A 23,691-nucleotide genomic window follows, 5' to 3' on the forward strand; every position below is an offset into this window, starting at 1 on the left:
GGCGACGGTCGCCATCACAAAATATCATGAGGGGTACAGCGGCCGTCTAGTCTCATTGCAATCTGGGAGGAGCGCAACAGTGAACAAGTATGACGACAATCTGGGTCGGCGCGAGGCAAACCATAGCCCGATGACGCCTATATCCTATCTGGAGCGGGCGGCCCGCACATTTCCCGAGCGAACGGCAGTCATTCACGGAAGCCAGCGAATAAGCTATTCGCAATTCTGGAAGAATTGCCGGAAGCTCGCCTCCGCGCTTTCACGTCACGGCATTGGAAAAGGCGATACGGTGACCGTGATGCTGTCCAACACGCCACCGATGCTGGAAGCGCATTACGGCGTCCCGATGGCAGGCGGCGCCGTGCTGCACTCCATCAACACAAGGCTGGATGCGGACTCAATCGCATTCCAGCTCGACCACGCCGAATCCAGGGTCGTCATCGTGGATACCGAGTTTTCCGACGTCATGCGGCAGGCGCTGGAGAAAGCCGCGGTCACCCCGCTGGTGATCGGCTTCGACGATGCCGAATTTCCTGCGGACGCACCGTTCAAGAAGGGTGCGCCAATAGGGACCATGAATTATCAGGCGTTTCGAGCTGGTGGTGACGAGGCATTCGAATGGGCCGAGCCCGTTGACGAGTGGGATGCCATTTCCCTGAATTACACATCCGGCACCACCGGAAACCCCAAAGGCGCAGTCTACCATCACCGCGGTGCCGCACTCGCATCGCTCGGAAATGTCATTCATGCCGGCATGGGCAAGCATCCCGTCTATCTCTGGACGCTGCCGATGTTTCACGCCAATGGCTGGTGCTTCACTTGGACGGTCGCTGTGCAGGCCGGCACGCATATCTGCCTGCGATGGGTGCGCGCCAAGCCGATATTCGATGCCATTGCCGATCACGGCGTTACGCATCTGTGTGGCGCACCCATCGTCATGTCCTCGCTGGTCAACGCGCCGGACAGCGATAGGCGCGCATTTTCCCAAAAGGTCGTTTTCAATACGGCCGCTGCACCCCCGCCGGAAGCGGTTTTGGCAGCAATGGCCAATGCAGGCTTCGAAGTGACACACCTTTACGGACTGACTGAAACGTATGGTCCGGCCGTGGTCAATGAATGGAACACTGCCTGGGATAACCTTAGCAGCGCCGAGCAGGCTGCCAAGAAAGCACGGCAGGGAGTTGCCTATATCGCCCTCTCCGAACTGAATGTCATCGATCCCGAAACCATGACCCCTGTGCCGGCGGATGGAACGACCATTGGCGAAGTCATGCTTCGCGGCAACATGGTGATGAAGGGCTACCTCAAAAATCCGGCGGCGAATGACGAGTGCTTTGCCGGTGGATGGTTCCACTCGGGCGATCTTGGCGTGATGCACGAGGACGGCTACGTCCAGATCAAGGACCGCTCGAAGGACATCATTATTTCCGGCGGCGAGAACATCTCGTCGATCGAGGTCGAGGATGCGCTCTACAAGCATCCGGCCGTAGCGGTAGCAGCTGTTGTGGCCAAGCCTCACGAGAAATGGGGGGAAACTCCGGTTGCCTATGTGGAGCTCAAGCCCGGCGGGCAAGCAACCGAACAGGAGCTGATAGACCACTGCAAAACAATCATCGCCCGCTTCAAATGCCCCACGCGCATCGTGTTTGCAGAGATACCGAAGACGTCCACCGGCAAGATTCAGAAGTTCCTTCTGCGTCGGATGCCGATCTGACCTCATCGATGTCCAGTCGGTCGGAAGAAAGCGGCGCGACGTCCTTGCCTGATCTCAAAGAGCGGTGAAGCCGGCCGAGCCGATTGCTGCGAGAATGGAAACGGTCGTCACAGCCGCTTCCTCATCAAGAGCCGGTCATGGAGGATCATGCCCGCCGCCATGGCGACAACGAACAGCGGGACGGACGGCAGCCCGATCGAAAGCGCGGAGACAGCCGGCCCCGGGCAGAAGCCGGCACTTCCCCAGCCGATGCCAAAGATCGCAGAGCCCACGATGAGGCGCGTGTCGACGGCGGACTTTTCAGGCAGGTGGAACCGCGTGTCCAGGGCGGGCTTTTTCATGCGGCGCTGGAGCATGACGCCCGGCACCGCGATGAGTACCGCACCGCCGAGCACGAACATCAGGCTCGGATCCCAATGGCCACTGGCCAAATTGAGGAAGCCGAGGACGCGCGCGGGGTCGACCATTCCGGAGAGCGACAGGCCGAAGCCAAAGATCATCCCCGAAAGGAAGGCAACAGCGAGGCGCGCGTAGGTTAGACCTGTCATCTCAGTATCCCCATGGTGGTCGCCGTGATGATTCCCGCGGCCAGGAAGGTCGCGGTCGCCGCGAAGGAGCGCTTCGAGAAACGGGCGAGGCCGAGAATGCCATGACCGGAGGTGCAACCTGAGCCCATGCGGGTGCCGATGCCGACAAGCAGCCCGGAGGCAAGCACAAGGTACCAAGGGGCCGCGATCGTCACTGCCGGATAACGACCATAGGCTGCGGCGTAAAGGAGCGGGCCGGCCAGGAGACCGACGACGAACGCGATGTTGGCTGGAACCTGATATCCGCCGAGGAGACGGCCGACAATACCACTGATGCCGGCGATCCGACCGTTGACAACGAGCAGCAGAACGGCGGAGGCACCGAGGAGCATCCCGCCGAAAAGTGAGGGTAGATAAGGCGTCATCTCCGCCCCTCCGGTCCGCAGAAAATAGCGTAGAGCGCTTGGATGAGTTGCGCCGCCTTCTCTTCCGTCAGACGATAGAAGATCTGCTTGGCCTCCCGGCGTGTTTCGACGATGCCCGCCTCACGCAGCACGCCGAGTTGCTGGGAGAGTGTCGGCTGATGGATGCCAAGTTTCTCCTCCAGCGCGCTAACCGAATATTCGCCTTCGGCGAGCGCGCAGGCGAGCATCAGCCGCACGGGATGCGCCAGCGTCTTCAAAAGTGTCGCGACCTCGCCTGCCCGGCCTGCCATCTCCTCAGGCGCCAAAGCGGCGGGCGCCGATCTTTCGATTCCCGTCACCATGCGGCCCCCTCCAGCGCGTCAAGCGGAAATTTGAGGTAGCGCCAACCGTTATCCTCCGGTTCCGGCAACCGACCGCCGCGAATATTCACCTGAAGCGCATGGAGGATCAGCTTCGGCATCGGCAACGTCCGGTCTCGTGCTTCGCGAAGCGCGACGAATCGGTCCTCCGTCATGCCAGACAAATGCGCGTTGTCGCGCTTCTGTTCGCCCACCGTGCTTTCCCACTTCGCATTTCGCCCGCCCGGCTGGTAATCGTGGCCGGTGAAAAGCCGCGTTTCGTCGGGAAGCGCCAGAATCCGCTGGATCGAGTTCCAAAGAGCCTTGGCGCTGCCGCCTGGGAAATCCGCGCGTGCCGTACCCGAATCTGGCATAAAGATCGTATCGTGGATGAAGGCGGCGTCGCCGATGACATAGGTGACGGAGGCGAGTGTGTGGCCGGGCGAGAACATCACGCGGCCTTCAAGGCTACCGACACTGAATGTGTCGCCATCCGCGAAAAGCCTGTCCCATTGCGAGCCGTCCGTGGCCAACTCCGGCCAGTTGTAGATGCCCTTCCAGAGCTTCTGCACGTCGACCACGCGGGAGCCGATCGCCGTTGGCGCTTCGGTCTTCTGCTTCAGATAGTGTGCAGCCGAGAAGTGGTCGGCATGGGGGTGGGTGTCGAGAATCCATTCGACCGTAAGCCCCTCGGCCCGCACATAGTCCAGGATCGCATCGGCATGAACGGTCGCGGTCGTGCCGGACTTCTCGTCGAAGTCGAGCACGGGATCGATAATGGCGCAGGCTCTCGTCGCCGGATCGGTGACGACATACTGGATGCTGCCGGTGCGTGCATCGTAGAAACCCTTGACGCGCGGCGCTTTCCCGGCCTGCCGCTTAAGCCAGCCTGCCGCGCCGGACAGGTCAAAGCCGTGGCCTTTGCCGAAAAGTTCGATATCCTCGCTCTTCATCCGCCCATCGAGCACCTCACCAAGCGCGTAGAGCGTGAGCGCCCGTGTCCCGCTCTTGCAATGGGCCAGAACCGGTCCTTTCGCATCGGTTATCGCTTTCTGGAAGGCGCGGATATCGGCCTCGGTGATGGTCCGACCCGTGACCGGCACGAACGCATAGCCAAGGCCGGCCGATCGCGCAGCGGCGGATTCCGAGGCATTCCCCGGTTGGCCTGCCTCTTCACCGTCCGGCCTGGTGTTAATGACGGCGGCGAACCCCTGTTCGACAAGGGAAACGAAGGCAGTAGGGTCTGGTTGATCCGACACCGTCACCAGGTCGCTGACGTTAACAAGGTTCATAACACGGCTCCAAACAATCATTATATAATTTCATATAATATATATTGATTGTTTACAAGACCCTTCATAGCCCCGGACCAGCATAAAGCGCTTGCCCGCCACACATCAGTGTAAACAGGCTCGGAACGCCGACCCGTTGAAAATCTCGACAACGATTTGAAATTGACAGCAAAATCAGGTCATCTGCGAGATCGTGACCGACGCCTGTCGTGATCCCTATCAGTCTGGAAAGACGAATCTATTTCAATAGCTTAAGCGCCCTCTCGACGGGGTCTTTCTTCGATGCTTTTTCACAGAGATAGCTGTCCCTTCGCGCCAAGTGCGGAGATTTGCAGTCCTCACAGCTGTCTCCGAAAAGACTGTTGCGGTCTCTCGGACATTCGGTACCCTGTCACAACCATGTCATGAAATGCGTCGACACCTCGTGCCGAATCAAGAACGGGTGGCCAGATGGAATATTTCAGACGTTTTAACTTTTTGTTCGCGACGCCGGCCTTCGACAACGAGGATTTGGAAGGAACCCGTTATAACCAGATCGTTGAGGAAATCGAACGCTCAGGTTTCGAGGTTGTGCGCGCGCGCAATCTGGAAGACGCCGAGATCGCAGTACAGACGGACGCCGCCATCGGCTGCATGATGGTCGACTGGGGCAAGAAGGGGCTCGAGGGCAAGACTGCCTCTCTCATCAATTTGATGCGCCGCCGCGGCCTCGAATTCCCGATCATCCTGCTTATCCGCCGTAAACGCTTCGAGGACGTGCCGGTGGAGGTGCTCGACTTCATCGACGGCTATGTCTTCCTCTCCGAGGAAACGCCTGCCTTCATCGCCAAGAACCTTATCAGCCGGCTCAAGCAATATGCCGAGACGCTGAAGACACCGTTTTTCGGCGCGCTGGTAGACTATGCCGAGGAAGGCAACCAGCTTTGGACCTGCCCTGGGCACAATGGCGGCGTGTTCTACAGCCGCAGCCCCATCGGTCGGGTGTTCATGGAGCATCTGGGCGAAGCGGTGTTCCGCGACGATCTCGACAATTCGGTGCTCGACCTCGGCGACCTGCTGACCCACGAGGGGCCGGCACTTGCTGCACAGAAGGAGGCAGCCAAGATCTTCGGCGCCGAGAAGACCTATTTCGTACTGAACGGCACCTCCACCTCCAACAAGGTTGCGCTCTCCGCACTCGTGACCGACGGCGATCTGGTGCTGTTCGATCGCAACAACCACAAAGCCGCCCATCATGGCGCTCTGATGATCTCCGGCGGCATTCCGGTCTACCTGCCGACCAAACGCAACGTCCATGGGCTGATCGGTCCGATAGATTTCTCAGCCTTGGACGAGGAGGCCCTGCGAGAGCGCATCCGTACTCATCCGCTGGTGAAAGATCCCGATGCCTATAAGAAGCCACGTCCGTTCCGCGTCGCGGTGGTGGAGCAGTGCACCTATGACGGCACGATCCACAATGCCGAGATGATCCTCAAGCGCATCGGGCACCTGTGCGACTATATCCTCTTCGACGAGGCATGGGCGGGCTTCATGAAATTTCACCCGCTATATGCCGGACGCTTTGCCATGGGCCTTGGTGATCTTGGCCCCGACGCGCCGGGCATCATCGCCACGCAATCTACCCACAAACAGCTCGCGAGCTTCTCGCAGGCGTCCCAGATACACATGAAGGATCGGCATATCTCCGGCCAGAAGCGCCGCGTGGAGCATCGGCGGTTCAACGAGAGCTTCATGCAGCACGCCTCGACCTCGCCCTTCTACCCCTTGTTTGCCTCGCTCGACGTGGGGGCGCAGATGATGAAGGGTCGCTCGGGCGTGGTGTTGTGGGACGACACGATCCGTCTCGGCATCGAGCTGCGCAAGAAGATCCGGGCCGTGCGACGCGAGTTCGAGGAAAAGGAGCATCGCCCCGAGCGTCGCTGGTTCTTCGAACCTTTCGTGCCCGACCGGGTGGCAATCCCGGATGTGTCCAGCCCCGGTGCGGTGCATGATGTGCCTTGGGAGAGCGTCACCACCGACCAACTCGCCACCAATCCTGCCTTCTGGCACCTGACTCCCGACGCGGCATGGCACGGGTTTTCCGGGATGGAACCGGGCTTCGCCATGACAGATCCCAACAAGCTCACCCTGCTCACCCCGGGCTTTGATCGGGCGAACGGCACCTATGCCGAGCATGGCATTCCAGCGCCTGTGGTCGCGCAATATCTGCGGGAAAACCGTATCGTGGCGGAGAAGAACGACCTCAACTCCCTGCTGTTCCTCCTCACCCCCGGCGTGGAAGCCAGTAAAGCCGGTACATTGATCAGCGGCCTCGTCGCCTTCAAAAAACTCCACGACGACAATGCGCTGCTGGAGGAGGCAATCCCCGAATTCTATCGCCGCCGGCCGGACCGCTATGCAGGGATGCGGCTACGCGATCTGTGCGGAGAAATGCACCGCTTCTTCCGCCAAGCCAATGTCAGCGCGCTTCAGGCAATGCAGTTTTCCGCTGCACACCTACCGCCGATCGTCCTCTCGCCCCATGATGCGGCGCGCTGCCTGGTGCGCAATGATGTGGAGTATCTGCCGATCGACGCCATCGCCGGCCGCATCGCGACAACGCCGTTCGTGGTCTATCCCCCGGGCATCGCCACCATCGTACCGGGCGAACGGTTGACGGACAAGGCACAACCCATGATCGATTATCTCAAGATGTTTGAGACCAGCTTCAACACCTTCCCCGGATTTGAGGTAGAGATCCAAGGGCTCTATCGCGAGACCGATGCATCTGGCCGCGTCCGGCTCTATACCTATGTCGTTGCCGAATAGTCTGGGAAATTCAGGTTCGATCATGGAGCAGGACAAAGCAATCGTCATTCGCCCGTCCCGAGAAACCGACGTTGATGCCATGTTGGCGATCTATCGCCGCCATATTCGCCGCGGCATCGAGGATGGGGTGGACGATAGCGACACGCCGCAACCGGACGATCTGCGGGAGCGGCGCAAGAATTTGAAGAACCGCCGCTTCCCCCATGTCGTCGCGATCAAAGGCGGAGTGGTGGTAGGCTACGCCTATGTGGTGTTGTTCCGCAAACGCCCGGCCTATCGTTACACCGTCAAGCACTCGATCTATGTGCATCACGACCATATCGGCCAGGGCGTCGGGAGCCTGCTCATGCGCGGGCTGATCGACGCCTGCGCAGCCGCCGGTTTCCGGCAGATGATCGGTTATATCGATGCCGATAACGTTGCTTCGCTCGCCCTGCACGAACGGTTCGGCTTCGCGCGCGTTGGTTTATTGCCAGGGGTCGCCTATCGTTACGGCCGCTGGGCCGACAGCGTGATGGTCCAGCGCTCGCTCGGCTCCGGCACGACCACTGCGCCACCACCGCCAGCGCTTTCAACACGCTGAAACGAACGGGAATGATGCGCGATGAGTATGCTGACATCTCTATCCCAGGAGTCGCGGCCGTCAGGGACCGCCCCTCGGTGTCGCCAGGCCAGTCCGTCTCGCTCAAGATCGATGTGAAGAAAGCGCATCTGTTCGAGCCGGTACGCGGCAAGCGGCTGCCTTGAGCGGATCATCATGAATATGCTGGCATTTTAGCCGTGGCCGATTTTACATTGGCGTTACGCACCCAAAAGTGGCCAAGGGGCGTGATGGGGATGCGGATGCGTACGGTAGCAATGTTGATTTTTCCCGGCGTTCAGATGCTGGATGTGGCCGGACCTCTCGATGTCTTCGCCGAGGCGACCGTCTTTCTCACCGGCGACGATGGATACCAGGTGACATTGATTGGTCCCGACCGAGCTCCCCTTTGCGCATCGAATGGCATGACGCTGGTCGCGGATCTATCCTATGACGAAGCAGCCGGGCCCTACGACCTGTTCCTGATCGCGGGCGGCCCCGCCCTTCCGGATACCAAGTTCCCGCAAAACCTGATCGATTGCGTCCGCCGCCTGTCCGCCGCCAGTCGGATCTTCGGTTCGGTTTGCACCGGGGCATTCTGTCTGGGAGCGGCGGGGCTTCTCGATGGGCGCAAGGTTACCACGCACTGGCAAAATGCGCGGCGTCTTGCATCCACCTTTCCGAAGGCGGATGTTGAAGTCGACCGGATCTATCTGCGCGACGGGCCGATGATTACCTCCGCCGGAGTGACGGCCGGCATCGACCTTGCCCTGTCGCTGATCCGCGACGATCACGGATCAGCATTGGCGCTTTCTGTCGCAAAGCGACTGGTCGTCGTGGCCCAGCGTCAGGGCGGCCAATCGCAGTTCAGCCCCTATGTGGAAACGCTCTCGGACGAGAAATCTCCGATCTCCGTTGCGGCTGCGTTTGTCATGTCCAACCTGAGAGAGCGGCTCTCGGTGGCGGACCTTGCCACTGCCGCCTCCATGAGCGTCCGCAGCTTTGCGCGGGCATTCGTTGCCGGCACGGGACATCCCCCAGCCGAATTCGTCGAAAAGGCCCGCATCGACGCCGCGCGCAACATGCTCGAGCGAACGGACGACCCTCTCAAAGTGATCGCGTACGAATGCGGCTTCGGCAACCCGAAGCGCATGCGTCAGGTCTTCGCACGAAATCTCGGCATCTCGCCGGTGCAATACCGAGATCAGTTCAAGGCTCCGAAGTGAAGCCCGATCAACTTTCCCACGGAGAGCTGAGGATCATCTCGACAAAATCTCCGCGCTTGTAGGTCGGGTCCATCTTGGAAAGCACATCGGCCTTGACGTTGCCGAACGTCGTTTCAGGCTTACGGATCGTGCCAAGGCAGAAGGACGTCAGGATGCCGTGCTTGAACTTCAGCCCGCGCGGATGGCAACGGCAAACTTCTTCGCGCTGGCCATCGCTGACGTCATGATAGCCGATGCCCAGCACGTCCATTTCCACGCCGGCGGTCACGAGCGCCACGGTTGGTCTCTTGTGCTGCGGGATCCCGGGAGTGGTATGAAGCGCGATCGAATCCCAGACGTCATCGACATCGCGCTCGGAGACGTCATAGGAGGTCAGGAACGCTCGGGCTGCATTTGCGCCGTCGACCTCGAAGCGGTCCGTCTCGCTGGCATATTCGTCCATGATGCCCATGTCATGGAACATGGCGCCGATATAGAGAAGCTCCGGATCATAACCGAGCCCCTTTCGATTGCCCGCCAGGGCGCCGAAGAGGAAAACGCGACGCGAGTGGTGGTAGAGGAGATCCGTTTCCGTATCCCGTACCAGCTCGGTTGCGGCCCTTGTCATTGCGCTGTCCGGGATAGCGATGCCCGCGATCATCTTCGGTTCGTCTGCCATCGATGGGTTCCTTTGAGAAAGATTGAACGATACCGAGATCGAGGTTGCCGGGTGCTGAAAAGGCTGCGGGGCGAACCGTCTCGTTGGCCGCAACATGGCAGTCGGCACCCGCCCTCGGCAATCGATCCGAGGGGGCGGTTCCTGCCAATTCGAGCCCGTTTTCGACCGATGGCATATGCTGAAGAAGTCGCCGTGCAGTTCAGGATTGCCGATGAAGCGATGCTGTGGCTTGGCGGCCAATGGGCTTAGCCCCTAGACAATCTACCGATGTGGAGAGCGATCTCGTCTTTCCGCGAAGCCGCGCCACGCATCAGACTTTTCGCGCTCTGCGATTGGCCGCCCTTGCGCCAGCAATCGCATGCACACCGGCGGGGGCAGCGACGGACGCCCGTTTTACAAGCGAACATTCCAGCTTGGTAATCTGGTAACGGCGCTCCCGCGGCAATATCGCTGTCTCAAGATGTTCGATCGCCCATTGGCCCATTGCCATGTGCGGAAGGACGGAGGTCGTCAGAGGAGGCACGAGATGACGGGAAATGTCTTCGTCATCGTAACCTATCACTGACATATCCTTCGGGATATGCAGCCCCGCCTCTTTGAGAGCCTCATAACATCCGATGGCGGTGCGGTCGTTCTGGCAGAAGATTGCAGTCGGGCGCTCGGCAAGCGAGAGCAACTTCATCGTCGCGGAATAGCCGGCACTCGCCGACCAGTCGCCCTCGATCACCAGTTCGGGGTCGAATGGAATGTCGGCCGTTGCCAGAGCCCTGCGATAGCCCGTCAGCCGGTCCTGAGCCGCCTGCATCCATGGCTCGCCGGTGATCGTCGCGATCCGATGATGGCCGTGCGAGATCAAATGCCGGGTGGCCGTCTGGCCGCCCGCGATTTCGCTCGGGATGACCGCCGGAAACGCATAGTCCGAGGTGTAGCAATTAAGGAGAACAAGCGGAATATTGAGGTCGTACAAATAGTCGGGGAGTTCCACCTCGCGGGTGAATATCGTCATGTAGATAAGGGCCGAAATCCCGCTATTGGTAAGCGCCTTTATTGCCCGCGGCTCCATGACCGGATCGCTCATCGTCTGGGCGACGAGCAGGACATTGCCGGCATTCCACGACGCCTGACGCGCGCCTTCTATGGCAACGACCGCCTCCGGGCTGGTTGCAAGCTGGTCGACCGCAAAGCCGATGACGCCATCCAGTTTCGACTGGGATGCAAGCGCCGGCGGCGTGGTAAACACCGGGGCGACATAGCCGAGCTGACGGGCCGCTTCGATGACCCTGTCGCGGGTCTGTTGTGACAGGCGCATGCCGGGCGTATTGTTGAGGACGAAAGAGACGGCAGCCTGCGAACATCCGGCAGCCTTGGCTATGTCTGTCATCGTAACCCTGCTGCCCAGACGGCGGCCCTTCCGCTTCGGCGCCGTGTTGCCGTCGGCCGCTTGCCCACCGTCTGCGGCGATTGTTCTTTTCATAGCGATATCTCGTCTCCCCTGAAGCGAAACTGGCGGACATTTCCCCACCGCCTTGCCCCGCGCTAATTTTTATTAGCACTGTTGAGAGGATTTCGGCAACTGTCGAAGGGTAGAATAGCGAATTGTCAACGTATCAAAGCCGTCCTTTGCCCAAAAGCTTGATGGAAAACGACACTTGTGTCGCAACGTCGGAGGAAATGCCCCATGGTCATTAAGGTAATACTATTTACTAATTGAAATTAGTTGTATACCGTTGACCGCGTGGTTGGACGTGCCGTGTCTCGCTTGCGAGAGGCCCTAGGAGGGGGTTCAGGACCGGTCTGCCGCGAGTTGCAACTGGATCCTGCTAACGGGTCTATGGGAGGATTATCATGAAATACGTAACACGTGGTGCTGCCGCCTTTGCGGCAGGGCTGATGCTGAGCTATGCAACGGCCACGGTCGCCTATGCTGCCGACAAGCCGACGCTGGCATTCGTCGTCAACGGCGCGTCCGACTTCTGGAAGGCCGCCGAAGCCGGCGTCAAGAAGGCACAGGCGGAGCTGCCGGATTTCAACTTGGAACTGAAATATCCCGAGCAGTCTTCCGTCGCGATTCAGCAGCGACTGATGGAAGACCTGGTTTCAGCTGGCGTCAAGGGCATCATGGTTTCGGCTGTCGATCCCAAGACCTCGACGGATGGCCTGAACAAGATCGGCTCGCAGACCGCCCTGTTTACGACTGATAGCGATGCGCCGGATACGAACCGCGTCGCTTATATCGGCTCGTCGAATGTCGATGCCGGCAAGCAAGCTGCCGAAATCGCCAAAAAGGCCATGCCGAACGGTGGCAAGTGCATCGGCTTCGTCGGCCTGCTCGGTGCCGACAATGCCAAGGAGCGTATCAAGGGCATGAAGGACGGTATCGCCGGCACGAAGATCGAGCTGACAGACGTGCGCGGCGACGATATCGACCAGACCAGAGCCAAGAAGAACGTCGAGGATGCACTTGTTGCCAGCCCTGACGTCACCTGCATGGTCGGCTTCTATTCCTACAATACGCCACGCATCTACGAGGCGCTGCGCGAAGCGGGCAAGCTCGGCCAGATCACCGTCGTCGGCTTCGATGACGATCCGATCACGCTCGGCGGTGTCAAGGAAGGCACGATTGCCGCCACGGTGGTGCAGCAGCCCTACCTGTGGGCCTATCAGGGCATGAAACTGATGGCCGCCTATCTGAAGGGCGACAAATCGGGTATTCCTGCTGGAAAGCTGATCATCATCCCGACGAAGATTATCGGCAAGGATGACGTCGACGCCTATGCCGCAAATTTGAAGGCGATGGCCGGCAACTGAAGATCATCTCCTGTAACAGCGCCGGCCATTGATCCGGCGCTGTTACACCTTGATCGCGCGCGAAGCTGAGATCGGCATTCAAGCCGCATCGCATATCCTGCAGGCTCTATATCCGTTATGAACCAACGATCAGACACACTGGTATCAACAGAAACGACGGCGCCCTTTCTCAGCCTCTCGGGCATCGGCAAGACCTATCCTGGCGTCGTTGCGCTTGATGACTTCTCGATGGATGTCAGCCCCGGCGAAGTGATCGGGCTCGTCGGCGAGAACGGCGCCGGCAAATCGACGCTGATGAAGATCCTGGGTGGCGTCGTAAAGCCCGACCGCGGAACCATTCTGCTCGACGGAGCGGAACATGCTGCCCTTAGCGTTGAAAGCAGCATCGCGTCTGGAATTGCCTTTGTGCATCAAGAGCTCAACCTGTTCGAAAATCTCGACGTTGCAGCCAATATTTTCCTCGGCCGCGAGCCGCTGCGCGGCGGCGCCCTGAAGCTTGTCGACCGACGCCGCCTGCGCATGATGGTCGCGCCGCTCTTGAAGCGCGTCGGCGCGAATTTTTCGGCGGACACGCCGGTGGCCTCGCTGTCGCTTGCTCAACAGCAGATGGTCGAGATCGCAAAGGCGCTGTCCATCAACGCTCGCCTTGTGATCCTTGACGAGCCGACATCCAGCTTGCCGCTTGCCGAGACCGAAAAGCTTCTTGCCGTCATCTCCGCGCTCAAGGCAGATGGCATCAGCGTCATCTTCATTTCCCACCGCCTGCATGAGGTCGAGCGCGTCGCCGATCGCGTCGTCGTTCTGAGAGATGGAACGCTCGCGGGGACGCTCCCCAAAAACCTGATCGATCACGACCGGATGGTAAAGCTGATGATCGGTCGGGCACTGACCGCGCGTGTTGCGGAAGCCCACCGGCCGCCGGGCAATGTCGCGCTGAAGGTCACGGCCATTCGCACCGCCGCTTATCCGACCCGGCCGGTCGATCTCGCCATCAACTATGGGGAGATCCTTGGGTTGGCCGGCCTCGTCGGATCGGGCCGAACGGAGCTCGCTCGTGTGCTCTTCGGGATCGACAAAAACTATGGCGGCTCCACGGCGCTTGATGGCAAAGACGTCAAGCTTACCTCTTCGACGAAAGCGGTCGCCAATGGCATTTTCCTGGTGCCGGAGGACCGCAAGCTCAACGGCATCCTTCTCGATCTGCCGATCTCGCAGAACATATCCCTGCCCAATCTTCCCGTTCACGCGCCTCGGTTCATGGTTTCGTCGGAGCGGGAAAATGCCGCCGCGGAAATCCAGGGCAAGCGGCTTGGTATCAAGGCGCCTTCCGTGTCGGCCCGCACCGGTACGCTTTCGGGCGGCAACCAGCAAAAGGTCGTCCTGGCCAAGTGGCTATCGATGAACCCGAAGGTGATGATCTTCGACGAACCGACCCGCGGCATCGATATCGGGGCGAAGAATGAAATCTACGGCCTGATGCGCAAACTCGCCGACGCCGGCGTAGCGATCCTGATGATCTCAAGCGACATGGAGGAGGTCATCGGCGTCTCCGACCGTATCGCGGTCATGCATGAGGGGCAAATCGCCGGGATCCTCGAGAAAGATAAGTTCAGTCAGGAAAACGTGCTTTTGCTGGCCGTCGGCAAGGCGATACACTAACGGCTGCGGCCAAATCGAATGGATATACGATGAGTAAGAAAGATCTGGGCTTGCTCCTGTTGATCATCGCCGTCGGCATTGTCGTCGCGATCATCAATCCGCGCTTCCTTCTGCCGATCAACCTGGCCAATACGTCAAATCTCATCGGCCTTTTCGGGATATTATCGATCGGGCAAGCCTTCGTGATCATCACCGGCGGGATCGAACTCTCCGTTGGCTCCCTCGTTGCCTTCCTCGGCGTACTCTTCATCGATTTCGTCGCCGTCCAGAACATGCCCTGGCCCATCGCGCTGCCGGTGATCCTGATCCTCGGTGGCATTTTCGGTGCAATCCACGGCTGGCTCATTACGCGGCTCAACCTCCAGCCCTTCGTCGTCACTCTTTGCGGCTTGTTGATCTATCGCGGGGCGGCGCGTTTCTATACGGCTGATGGCACGGCAGGTTTCGCCTTCGGCCAAAACTTTCCCGACTTGGAATTCCTGACCGCCGGCCGATTTTACGGCGTGCCAAACACCTTCATCGCGCTGGTGATTATCGCGGCCGTCATGTGGATCGTCCTTCATCGCTCCGTGTATGGACGCTATCTCTATGCCATCGGCAAGAACGAGGAAGCCGCGAAATATTCCGGCATTCGCACCGCCAAGATGGTGATGATCGCCTATGTCATATGCGGCGTGCTGACGGCGCTCTCCGCGATCTATTTCGCGATGTACACCCGTTCGATCTCGCCGGCGAGCCATGGGCAGTTCTACGAGCTCTACGCCATTGCAGCGGCGGTGCTGGGCGGCTTTTCGCTGCGCGGCGGCGAAGGATCTCTGATCGGCGTGGTCTTGGGCACGATCCTGCTGCAGGAGTTGCAGAACCTCGTCAATCTTCTCGGCATCCCCTCCTCGCTCAACTTCGCGGTCATGGGCGGCGTTATCCTGATCGGGGTGCTGATCGACCAGCAATGGACCGCAATCCGCGCAAGGCGGCTCCTGATATCGGCCGCCCGCCGGCCTGACGCGCGGCTGCCCGCCGAGTAAGCGCAGTCACCTTTAGGCCCGATTAGCCGCGCAGGCCGATGCTGCTCGGGCCGGAACCAGCCTGCTTCCGCAGCGCCAGGCCGACGGTTCACGTCGCGTCTATGCGCCATAAACCATCCGTTAGGCATTTGTTGACCATAATTGGAGCGAAAGCGATGTCGCAGATGCGGCGCCTCTGATTTCCTGTGTCTTTTACCAAGGGCGAAAGTCGTATCCGTGCACCTAGCGATCCTTTCCATTCCGACGACAACTTTAGCAATGGCCCTGTCCTTCGTCGCTTGCAGAGTGGCGCTGATTGCAGTGCTGGTGCTGGGCGCTTTAGCCGGAACTGCGCAGGCAGCGGCCGACGACCGAGTGCTCAAGCTCTTCTTCACGCATACCGGCGAACGCGCGACCATCGTCTTCAAGCGGGGTGGCAAATTCGATCCGAAGGGCTTGGCGCAGATCAACCGCTTCCTGCGCGATTGGCGGAAGAACGAGCCGACCAGGATCGATCCGGACTTGCTCGATCTGGTCTGGGAAGTCTATCGCCGCAGTGGCGCAAGGGAACCCATTCACGTCGTCTCGGCCTATCGCTCGCCTTCGACAAACAGCATGCTGCGAAACCGGTCGCGGAGTTCCGGTGTCGCGAAACACAGCCAGCACACGCTTGGCAAGGCGATGGACTTCTACATACCGGGCGTGAAGCTTGCGACCCTGCGCGCAGTGGCTATGCAGATGCAGGTCGGCGGCGTCGGCTTCTATCCGACATCCGGATCGCCGTTCGTGCATCTGGACGTCGGCAATGTCCGTGCCTGGCCCAGAATGTCGCGCCAGGAGCTCGCGCGGCTCTTTCCAACGGGGCAGACCATGCATCTGCCAGCAGATGGAAGGCCGCTGCCGGGTTACGAAGTCGCGGTCGCGGAATCAAAGAAACGCGTCCGCCTGGCGGGAAGCAGGATTGCGGCCGTTGCGGATGAAGACGATGACGCCGAAACCCCGGCGACCTCCTCCGACCCTCTGGCCGGCAGAAGCCTTGTCACCGCCATGCTGCCGACGCCTCGAAGCCGGGCCGGCAACGGACTGGAGCTTCAACTCGGCAAACGGATAGCGGAAGAGAATGAAATTCGACCCTTCGCCGACCTCGCATCCTATACCGTCCCACTGCCGGCTTCGCGACCGAACAGCATCGTGGTGATCCCGACATCTGCCCCTGAAAGAACCGTCCCCACGGCCCTTGCGAGCCTGGTGGTGGGACGCAACGATGCGGGCAATCTGCTCGTTGCGGATCGCTCGGGAGCTTCGCTGAACGATGCCATGGCGAGGATGCAGCCCATGGCGGATCTGCCGACCACCGCCGCACAGGAGGTATCGGCCGGGGTCGGTGCCATATCCACAGGGGCCCTTGTCGCATGGGCCTTGCAGCCTCCGGGCACTGCGATGGAAATGACGCTTCCCGATCTGGTCGGTGCGCCGCTCCCCATGGAAGCAGATGCAACAGACGCCGGGCACAGTGCTTCCGCGGTTGCCGAGGATAAATTCGACAGCGAAAGATTTGGCTTCGAGGGCTGAACTTCGCTCGCGGCCGCGGTTTTGCGCGTGAAAACCCGAGTGCCCGCGTTACCTCGTAAAGGCGCGGCTCCAAGGGCAAGAGCTTCGGCGGTGTCAATGTGCTCGGGCCCTGGATCGTCACCAAGGATGAGCTCACCGATCCCTACATGCTCAAATCGGAACATCGCGCTCAGTCCGACGTTAGCCTCATGAGGTTGCGGGTCGTGCCAAGCGGACGCGATGGCACCGAAGAATATGGAGATTTTTCCGCTTTCTCTCCATAGCCAACGAAATGGCAGGCGAGCTTCTCACCCATCCGATCGGCAACCTCTCCAAGATCTATAGGAGCTAGAACACGGCTCGACCGGATGCGCGGGCGTCCCTATATTCGGGGAATAAGGTCGCCCCAGACTGTGGGCGTCGGATCTAGCCGGAAGACGACATCATGGATCGGCTCAGCAACGCCAATGCCGCCAGTACCCTTCTTTCCAGCAGGGATCGCGGCTGGACAGGTCTGGAGGCAGAGTTCCTGCATATTCAGGCCGGCCGCACACATGTGCCCGGATCGCGAACGCACCGGCTGGGCATTCATTTTGGACGCGCCGTGAATGCCCACTGCCAGTGCGATGGCCGGTATTATCGCCGACCGCAGAAACACGGCGATATCGACGTCGTTCCCGCGGGACTGGATGGCTGGTGGGAAGATGATCGCGATTGCACCATTCTGCGGCTGAACATCCGGCCGGAACTCCTCAATGCCGCCGCCCGCGAGCTCGGCCGGGATCCGGAAACCGTTTCGCTGGCACCTAAATTCCAGCTTCGTGATCCACGGATCGAGTCGATAGCCTGGGCCATCAAGGCGGAGATCGAGGCGATCATACCGTCCGACAGGACTTATGCGCACATGCTGGGCATGGCACTCGCAATCCGACTGGTGGAAAGCGACGGGCAAAAGCGGTTCGAGCCGGCCGACGCACGCGCGACATTGACCAGCCGACAACAACGACGTCTTACGGAATTCATCGAGGATCATATCGATCAATCATTGTCTCTTGCCGATCTCGCCGCGGTCGCAGGGCTCAGTGTATCGCATTTGAAACCACTGTTTCGCGCCACCTTCGGCATGCCGGTCCATAGATATGTCCTGACGCGCCGGGTCGAGCGCGCCAGATTGCTTCTTATGGCTGCAAACATGCCCGTCGCTCAGGTCGCATTGGAGACTGGCTTTGCCCACCAAAGCCACATGGCGCACTGGATGCGGCGCATTCTCGGGCTCACGCCCGGCATGATAACCCGAATGCATTCCTGACATCGATTGTCGTCCGAACCTGCAATAGGCTGTCCGAACCTGCGCGAACCAGCGTGCGCCAATGGATAGGTTTGCTGGCAGACGAACAGGAGAAGAGGAAGACACGATGCACGTCATTCTAGGCGCCACCGGGAAAATCGGCCGCACGACTATTGCCGCCCTGCGCAAAGCCGGGGCGCCGATCCGCGCCGTGCTGCGCGACCCCTCGCAAGCGCGGGAGTTTTCCGACCTCGGCTGCGAGATCGCCATTGCCGACCTGCATGATCGCCGGGCCCTGGCCACGGCAATGAATGGCGCCCGCGCCGTCCAAGTCATCTGTCCGGTCGATATTCGCGCGGAGCATGCGCATTCGCGAATGTCGCAACTGATCGATTCACTGGGCGAGGCTTTGGCGGCAGCCAACCCTCAGCTCGTCCTCGCCATCTCCGACTACGGCGCGGAGCAAAGCTCCGGCACAGGCGTCACCTTGATCTTTCACGCGTTGGAGGCGCGGCTGCGAAAGCTGCCTTCCAGGCTTATCCTCCTGCGATCGGCCGAACATATGGAGAATTGGTCACGTCTTGCGAAAGCCGCCGCCGAGAGCGGCCGATTGCCGAGCTTCTATCATCCGCTGACCAAGCTGCTCCCCACCGTCTCTGCCTTCGACGTGGGGGCGATATCAGCCGAACTGCTGCTGGATAACAGTAACGCAAAACTCAGAATCGTCCACGCTGAGGGTCCGAGACGCTACACGCCAAATGACGTCGCCGCCGCCATTGGCCTTCTGGCCGGCCGCAGCGTCGTCGCCCAGCCGCTGCCCGAAACGGAATGGCGGACCGTGCTGATACGAGCGGGTCTTTCCGAGGACTATGCAAGGCTGCTGATAGAACTTTATGTCGCCCACAATGCCGGCAGGATAGATGCGGAAAGCGATGTAGGCGAGATCCGCCGTGGCAAGATTGAGTTGGTGGACGCGCTGCGGCCGCTTCTCGGCGCACAAAGGTGAGCTTACAGCCTCAATGCATTCCTCCACCGCCGCCTTCCTTCAGGTTGACGTTGCTGAGGATCAGAGCGAGCGGGATGGCGCAGAGTACTACCAGCATCAGCACGTGAAACACATCAATATAGGCCAGGAAGCTTGCCTGGGTTTGCACTTGCTGGCCGATCCAGGCAGTCGCCTGGGCTGTGGCATTCGCCGTCGTTGCTCCTCTTTCCGCGAAATAGCGCGACATTGTCTGCAGCGTTTCGTGGTAGGCGGGCGAGGACGGCACGATATGTTCCACCAGCCGGCTTTGATGCCATTGCTGGCGATGCGCCAGCACGTTGGAAGCGATACAGACGCCGATAGAGCCGCCGATGTTGCGGGCAGCATTGATCATGGCAGACGCCTGATTGGTCTGATCCCGTCTCAGGCCATAGTAGGAGGCCGAGGTGATCGGGATGAAGATCAGCGGCAGTCCGAGGCCGATATAGAGGCGAGACCAGACGAAGAAACCGAAGTTCAGGCCGGGACAAAGCCGCGTCAGCTGCCACATCGACACCGCGATAATCGCCGCGCCGACGGCGATCAGATATTTCGGCTGGATCAACGAATTCAGGCGACCTGTGACGAACATCATCACCATGGTGACGAGGCCACCGGGCGACAGCGCCAAACCGGCCCAGGTTGCCGTGTATCCATAGTTCTGCTGCACGACCTGCGGAATGAACTGTGTGGTAGCGATCAGGATCGCGCCGGTTGCCATCATCACGATGAAACAGGATCCAAATTGCCGGGTGCCAAGCAGCCATCCATCGACGATCGGGTTGGCCTTCGTCAGCACCCAGGGAATTGCGAGAGCAAACGCCAAAATACATATCGCCGTCGTCGCAATGATGAAGCCGGAACCGAACCAATCCTCCGTCTGCCCACGATCGAGGGTAAGTTCGAGCGAGCCTAGAAAGGTCGCGACCAGCAAAAAGCCGACGAGATCGAAACGGACTCCCTTCTTTCGGAACTCCTGACGTTTCTGCGCCGTCTCGGGGCTCTCCTTCAACAAAATATAGACAAGGGCGAAGGCGAAAACGCCGACAGGACCGTTGATAAGGAAGCACCAGTGCCAGGAGAAGTTGTCCGACAGATAGCCGCCAAGCGTCGGACCCACGACCGGTGCGACCACGACGGCCACGCCGAAAAGCGCGAAGGCCTGGCCGCGCTTTGCCGGCGGAAAGGCATCGGCGAGGATGGCCTGCGAGGTCGGGATCATACCGCCACCGGCAAACCCCTGGATGACCCGGAAAATCAGCAATGTCTGCAGGTTCCAGGAAAGACCGCACAGGATAGAGGCGATCGTGAATGTCGCGAGACACAGGAGGTAGAACCGTCGCCGCCCGAACCGCTCGGAAAGATAGCTGCTGGCAACAAGCACGATGGCGTTGGACACCAGATAGGTCGTCACCACCCAGGATGCCTCGTCGGAGCTAACCGCAAGACCGCCGGAGATATAGCGCAGCGCGACATTGGCAATCGTGGTGTCCAGCACCTCCATGAAGGTCGCAAGCGACACCACGATCGCGATCAGCCACGGATTGGTGGCGTGGGCGGCAACTCCTGTCCCGCCGGCGGCTGAGCTTGCCCCGCTCATCTCAGTTCCTCGGGCGAACCGTAACCGTCGGGACCACGGACATGCCGGGACCGATGGCGACATCGGCAGGCCATGTGTCGACGATGATCTTGACCGGCACGCGCTGGGTAACCTTCACATAGTTGCCGGTGGCGTTTTCAGCGGGTAGCAGCGAGAACGCCGTGCCGGAACCGGGCTGGACGGAGGCGACCTTGCCGTGCAGCATGTGATCGGGATAGGCGTCGAGCGTCACATCCACCGGCTGGCCCGGCCGCATGTCCGTCAGCTGTGTCTCCTTGAAGTTCGCGGTGATCCAGATTTCGTCAGGAACGAACATCGAGATCGCCTGCCCCGCCTCGACATATTGACCCTTGGCGCCGGTGAGGCGAACGACGCGACCCGGCTGGGCTGCGGTGATCGTCGTATAGCTCAGGTTTTGTTGCGCCTCCTCGGCCTGCGACTGGGCTTGCTTGAGGCTGGCAAGTGCACTGGATTTCTGGGCCTCCGAGACCGCCTTGTTCTTCAGCGCCGACGTGACGTTCGCCTGCATCTGTGCGAGGCTCGCCTGATCCTGCTGCAAAGTCGCGGTTGCCTGTTGCACCGACTGCACGCTGCCTGATCCACTCTTGACCAGCTGCTGCTGACGATTGGCTTCCTGCTGCGCATATTGAAGGGCGGCGGTTGCCGAATTTTGTTGCGCTCTTGCCACGTCGATAGCAGCGTCGGCCGCGTCGATTTGTGCGCTGGTGCTTTGGACCGAGGCATTGGCGACTTCAATCTGCCCATTCGCCTGATCGAGTGCGATCTGGTAATCGCGCGGATCGATCTTCAGGATGACGTCGCCAGCTTGCATATGCTGGTTATCGGTCACCGGAACATCCGCCACATAGCCGGAGACCTTGGCGGCAACCGAAAAACTGCGTGCATCGACGAACGCGTCATCCGTCGATTCGTAGGGATAGAAATAGACCCGCCAGGCAAACCACGAGGCAACGATCGAGGCCGCCAGCACCACAATGCCGAACAAAACCCAGAAGGGGTGGCGACGGATGAAAGACGGCCGCTTCGTTTCCGGCGCAGGGGTTGGACTATCCGCATTCGCGGGGATCTTCTGCTTGGGCCGATTTGGCTTGGTTTCCATGATATTGGGTTGATTGTCAGCCATAACATGACCTTTGATTGTTGTCCTGCACGGTTCGGTTCCAGATGGCGGTGGTCAATGCCGCAGAAAACTTCGGATCTTCTTCAGATCTCGAATGAAGGCGAGCCGGCTTCTTTCCTTCTCGTCCGGCTCCCTGATCCGCAAGAGCGCCGAGGGATGAATGGTCACCAGAATATCAACCTCCCCTGCTGGGCGAATAATGTGACCGCGGTCGCGCATGACCTTGATCTTCGAGCCGAGCAGCGAGGATACCGCTGTTGCACCGAGCGCCACTACCAGCCTCGGCTTCAGGAGCTCAAGTTCAGCCCCCAGCCACCAGGCGCAACGCTGCACCTCCCCGGCATTGGGCCTTGCATGAAGACGCTTCTTGCCGCGCATCTGGTATTTGAAATGCTTGACGGCGTTGGTGACGTAGCAGCGGCCCCGATCGACATCAGCCTCTTCCAGACATTGATCCAAAAGACGGCCAGCCGGCCCGACGAACGGTTTGCCTGCCAGATCCTCTTTGTCGCCGGGCTGTTCGCCGACAAGTACGATCTCCGCATTCTGCGGCCCCTCGCCGAAGACAAGATGCGTCGCATCGCGATAGAGATCGCAGCGCATGCAGGCATCTGCATCGCGGCGCAGATCATCGAGCGTCGCCGCTTCGGCATGAGCACGCGCGAGCGACGGGCCAGTGATGGACAAAGGAAGTTTTTCGAGCATTGGGGGCTCGCAACGGTTTTAAAAGCTATCGCAAGACGAACTGATCGAGGTTCTTTTTGTTCCATGCCGGCCGATTTCCTCACTCGGGAACCCTCACCTCCGATCTTCGTTATGACGAAGAAATCATGCACATGGAGGAGATATCATGAGCAGCGAAGGCAAGACCGGCTCCTACACGCTGACCGCGTTCTTCGACGATGAATATGATGCGGAGGCTGCGGCCGAAGCATTGATGGATGCCGGCATACCTAAGGATGCCGTCACCATGACGCCGGGCAACCGCCCTGACACGGACCCTATCGACCATCTCGGCTTTCTCGACGCATTGACGGGAATTTTCTTCCATGAGGAGCAGCGCGCCGCCTATGCCACAGCTCTCGAACGCGGCGGAACGCTGGTGACCGTGCAGGTGAACGAGCAGCAGCACAACATCGCCCTGCCGATCCTGGCTGAGAAAGGCCAGATCGACCTCGACGAGCGCGAGTGAGGGAGAGATTAGACTGTATGTTCGCGGGGTGAAGGTGGCCCGCCCCCGCGGTAAGCTAAATCGGGGGTTGCTCTGGATAGGCCGGAGCCTTGCCCCATGCTTAGCGAGGGCGAACCATGAAAGAAGATAGCGTAATTTTCATCGGCCTGGATACGTCGAAGCTGAAGATTTCTGTGGCGATAGCCGATGGAAGCCGCAACGGCGAGGTGCGGTTTTTCGGCGACATTTCCTCGGAGCCGACATCAGTAGCATCGATGGTCAGCAAGCTTTCCGAGCGCGGAGCTAAGCTTCACTTTTGCTATGAAGCCGGCCCCACTGGTTACGGTCTTTACCGCCAGATTGTCGAACTGGGGCATGATTGCGTGGTCGTGGCGCCGTCACTGGTACCCAAGCGTGCGGGCGATCGGGTGAAGACAAACCGCCGGGATGCCATGAGTCTGGCGCGCCTGCACCGGGCGGGAGAACTGACCGCGGTCTGGGTCCCAGATGAAGGCCACGAGGCGATCCGCGATTTGGTGCGGGCGCGCGAGGCGGCCAGCGACGCGCTGAAGCAGGCCCGTCAGCAACTTCAGTCCTTCTTGTTGCGTCATGGCCGGATCTATGCCGGCCGCGAACCATGGACGCGTGCCCATCGAAAATGGCTAACGTGCCAGGCCTTCGATCATCCCGCTCACCAAATCCTGCTGGCGGAATATAGCCAGGCTGTCGCGGATGCCAGCGTGCGCCTGGATCGGCTGACCAAGCTGGTCGTCGAGACCGCAGCATCCTGGTCAATGGCCCCGGTTGTGGCCGCCTACCAGGCGATGCGGGGCGTCGCGTTCATGACGGCGGTCACCTTTGTCGTCGAAATCGGCGA

The 23,691-nt window shown here is 60.1% G+C and carries 22 protein-coding genes and 1 pseudogene; 14 read left to right on the plus strand and 9 right to left on the minus strand.

Translation table 11 applies throughout. The features are described from left to right. Positions 1 to 79: 79 nt before the first annotated feature. A complete protein-coding gene (locus FHT28_RS33460) occupies positions 80 to 1,714 on the plus strand; it encodes an acyl-CoA synthetase (RefSeq protein WP_348645054.1) in 1,635 nt (544 codons plus the stop codon). A gap of 107 nt (positions 1,715 to 1,821) precedes the next feature. Here the strand turns inward: FHT28_RS33460 and FHT28_RS33465 are convergent, their stop codons facing one another. From FHT28_RS33465 to blh, 4 genes are read right to left on the minus strand one after another with little or no spacing between them, the layout of a single operon-like run. Continuing rightward, a complete protein-coding gene (locus FHT28_RS33465) occupies positions 1,822 to 2,262 on the minus strand; it encodes a YeeE/YedE family protein (RefSeq protein ID WP_168598598.1) in 441 nt (146 codons plus the stop codon). Then, positions 2,259 to 2,666, minus strand: coding sequence for a YeeE/YedE family protein (locus FHT28_RS33470; RefSeq protein ID WP_168598599.1), 408 nt, complete (start codon positions 2,664 to 2,666; stop codon positions 2,259 to 2,261). The genes FHT28_RS33465 and FHT28_RS33470 overlap by 4 nt, the downstream gene beginning before the upstream one ends. Then, a complete protein-coding gene (gene bigR / locus FHT28_RS33475) occupies positions 2,663 to 3,007 on the minus strand; it encodes a sulfite-sensing transcriptional repressor BigR (RefSeq protein ID WP_037191802.1) in 345 nt (114 codons plus the stop codon). The genes FHT28_RS33470 and bigR overlap by 4 nt, the downstream gene beginning before the upstream one ends. Continuing rightward, positions 3,001 to 4,296, minus strand: coding sequence for a bifunctional sulfur transferase/dioxygenase Blh (gene blh / locus FHT28_RS33480; RefSeq protein ID WP_168598600.1), 1,296 nt, complete (start codon positions 4,294 to 4,296; stop codon positions 3,001 to 3,003). Before blh ends, bigR begins: the two co-directional genes overlap by 7 nt. A gap of 450 nt (positions 4,297 to 4,746) precedes the next feature. Between blh and FHT28_RS33485 the strand changes: the two genes are divergently transcribed. From FHT28_RS33485 to FHT28_RS33500, 4 genes are all read left to right on the plus strand, one after another. Next, on the plus strand, positions 4,747 to 7,104 hold the full coding sequence (locus tag FHT28_RS33485) for an Orn/Lys/Arg decarboxylase N-terminal domain-containing protein (protein WP_168598601.1): 2,358 nt from the start codon (positions 4,747 to 4,749) through the stop codon (positions 7,102 to 7,104). Positions 7,105 to 7,126: 22 nt separating this feature from the next. Continuing rightward, entirely contained in the window at positions 7,127 to 7,687 is a 561-nt protein-coding gene (locus FHT28_RS33490) for a GNAT family N-acetyltransferase (RefSeq protein ID WP_168598602.1), read from the plus strand. 11 nt (positions 7,688 to 7,698) lie between these two features. After that, positions 7,699 to 7,851 carry a hypothetical protein gene (locus tag FHT28_RS33495; protein WP_197072723.1) on the plus strand — a complete coding sequence of 51 codons (153 nt, stop codon included), beginning with the start codon at positions 7,699 to 7,701 and terminating at the stop codon, positions 7,849 to 7,851. 96 nt (positions 7,852 to 7,947) lie between these two features. Beyond that, complete coding sequence (locus FHT28_RS33500; protein ID WP_168598603.1) at positions 7,948 to 8,910, plus strand: GlxA family transcriptional regulator; 963 nt, start codon at positions 7,948 to 7,950, stop codon at positions 8,908 to 8,910. Between the two features lie 7 nt (positions 8,911 to 8,917). On the opposite strand, the gene FHT28_RS33505 is transcribed toward FHT28_RS33500, so the two are convergent. Continuing rightward, the gene (locus tag FHT28_RS33505) at positions 8,918 to 9,568 is read right to left on the minus strand and encodes an HD domain-containing protein (protein ID WP_037191811.1); all 651 of its coding nucleotides are present in this window, start codon (positions 9,566 to 9,568) and stop codon (positions 8,918 to 8,920) included. A 310-nt stretch (positions 9,569 to 9,878) separates the two neighbouring features. Continuing rightward, positions 9,879 to 10,949, minus strand: coding sequence for a LacI family DNA-binding transcriptional regulator (locus tag FHT28_RS33510; protein WP_244655298.1), 1,071 nt, complete (start codon positions 10,947 to 10,949; stop codon positions 9,879 to 9,881). A 464-nt stretch (positions 10,950 to 11,413) separates the two neighbouring features. Between FHT28_RS33510 and FHT28_RS33515 the strand changes: the two genes are divergently transcribed. The 7 genes and pseudogenes from FHT28_RS33515 (at position 11,414) to FHT28_RS33545 (ending at position 18,884) form a co-directional block, all read left to right on the plus strand. Then, the gene (locus FHT28_RS33515; protein WP_037191814.1) at positions 11,414 to 12,376 is read left to right on the plus strand and encodes a sugar-binding protein; all 963 of its coding nucleotides are present in this window, start codon (positions 11,414 to 11,416) and stop codon (positions 12,374 to 12,376) included. Between the two features lie 117 nt (positions 12,377 to 12,493). Next, positions 12,494 to 14,035, plus strand: a complete 1,542-nt coding sequence (locus FHT28_RS33520) for a sugar ABC transporter ATP-binding protein (RefSeq protein ID WP_168598604.1) — start codon at positions 12,494 to 12,496, stop codon at positions 14,033 to 14,035. A 29-nt stretch (positions 14,036 to 14,064) separates the two neighbouring features. Next, positions 14,065 to 15,060, plus strand: a complete 996-nt coding sequence (locus FHT28_RS33525; RefSeq protein WP_037191819.1) for an ABC transporter permease — start codon at positions 14,065 to 14,067, stop codon at positions 15,058 to 15,060. 258 nt (positions 15,061 to 15,318) lie between these two features. After that, a complete protein-coding gene (locus FHT28_RS33530) occupies positions 15,319 to 16,611 on the plus strand; it encodes a DUF882 domain-containing protein (protein WP_168598605.1) in 1,293 nt (430 codons plus the stop codon). A gap of 68 nt (positions 16,612 to 16,679) precedes the next feature. Beyond that, positions 16,680 to 16,763, plus strand: a pseudogene (locus FHT28_RS36935) (2-hydroxyhepta-2,4-diene-1,7-dioate isomerase); the annotation flags it as partial. Between the two features lie 272 nt (positions 16,764 to 17,035). Next, positions 17,036 to 17,899, plus strand: coding sequence for an AraC family transcriptional regulator (locus tag FHT28_RS33540; protein WP_168598606.1), 864 nt, complete (start codon positions 17,036 to 17,038; stop codon positions 17,897 to 17,899). 106 nt (positions 17,900 to 18,005) lie between these two features. Continuing rightward, positions 18,006 to 18,884, plus strand: a complete 879-nt coding sequence (locus tag FHT28_RS33545; RefSeq protein WP_168598607.1) for an NAD(P)H-binding protein — start codon at positions 18,006 to 18,008, stop codon at positions 18,882 to 18,884. A 10-nt stretch (positions 18,885 to 18,894) separates the two neighbouring features. Here the strand turns inward: FHT28_RS33545 and FHT28_RS33550 are convergent, their stop codons facing one another. The 3 genes from FHT28_RS33550 to FHT28_RS33560 are packed head-to-tail and all read right to left on the minus strand — an operon-like array spanning position 18,895 to position 22,348. Further along, on the minus strand, positions 18,895 to 20,502 hold the full coding sequence (locus tag FHT28_RS33550; protein ID WP_168598608.1) for a DHA2 family efflux MFS transporter permease subunit: 1,608 nt from the start codon (positions 20,500 to 20,502) through the stop codon (positions 18,895 to 18,897). A 1-nt stretch (position 20,503) separates the two neighbouring features. After that, positions 20,504 to 21,646 carry an HlyD family secretion protein gene (locus FHT28_RS33555; RefSeq protein ID WP_168598609.1) on the minus strand — a complete coding sequence of 381 codons (1,143 nt, stop codon included), beginning with the start codon at positions 21,644 to 21,646 and terminating at the stop codon, positions 20,504 to 20,506. Between the two features lie 51 nt (positions 21,647 to 21,697). Next, on the minus strand, positions 21,698 to 22,348 hold the full coding sequence (locus FHT28_RS33560) for a UdgX family uracil-DNA binding protein (RefSeq protein WP_168598610.1): 651 nt from the start codon (positions 22,346 to 22,348) through the stop codon (positions 21,698 to 21,700). Positions 22,349 to 22,493: 145 nt separating this feature from the next. Here FHT28_RS33560 and FHT28_RS33565 point away from each other — a divergent pair, with 145 nt between their 5' ends. Continuing rightward, the gene (locus FHT28_RS33565) at positions 22,494 to 22,835 is read left to right on the plus strand and encodes a hypothetical protein (RefSeq protein ID WP_168598611.1); all 342 of its coding nucleotides are present in this window, start codon (positions 22,494 to 22,496) and stop codon (positions 22,833 to 22,835) included. Between the two features lie 116 nt (positions 22,836 to 22,951). Continuing rightward, on the plus strand, positions 22,952 to 23,691 hold a 740-nt coding region (locus tag FHT28_RS33570; RefSeq protein ID WP_168598612.1), incomplete at its 3' end, for an IS110 family transposase.

The sequence above is a fragment of the Rhizobium sp. SG570 genome, from assembly GCF_012275345.1.
Taxonomy (GTDB): Bacteria; Pseudomonadota; Alphaproteobacteria; order Rhizobiales; family Rhizobiaceae; genus Rhizobium; species Rhizobium lusitanum.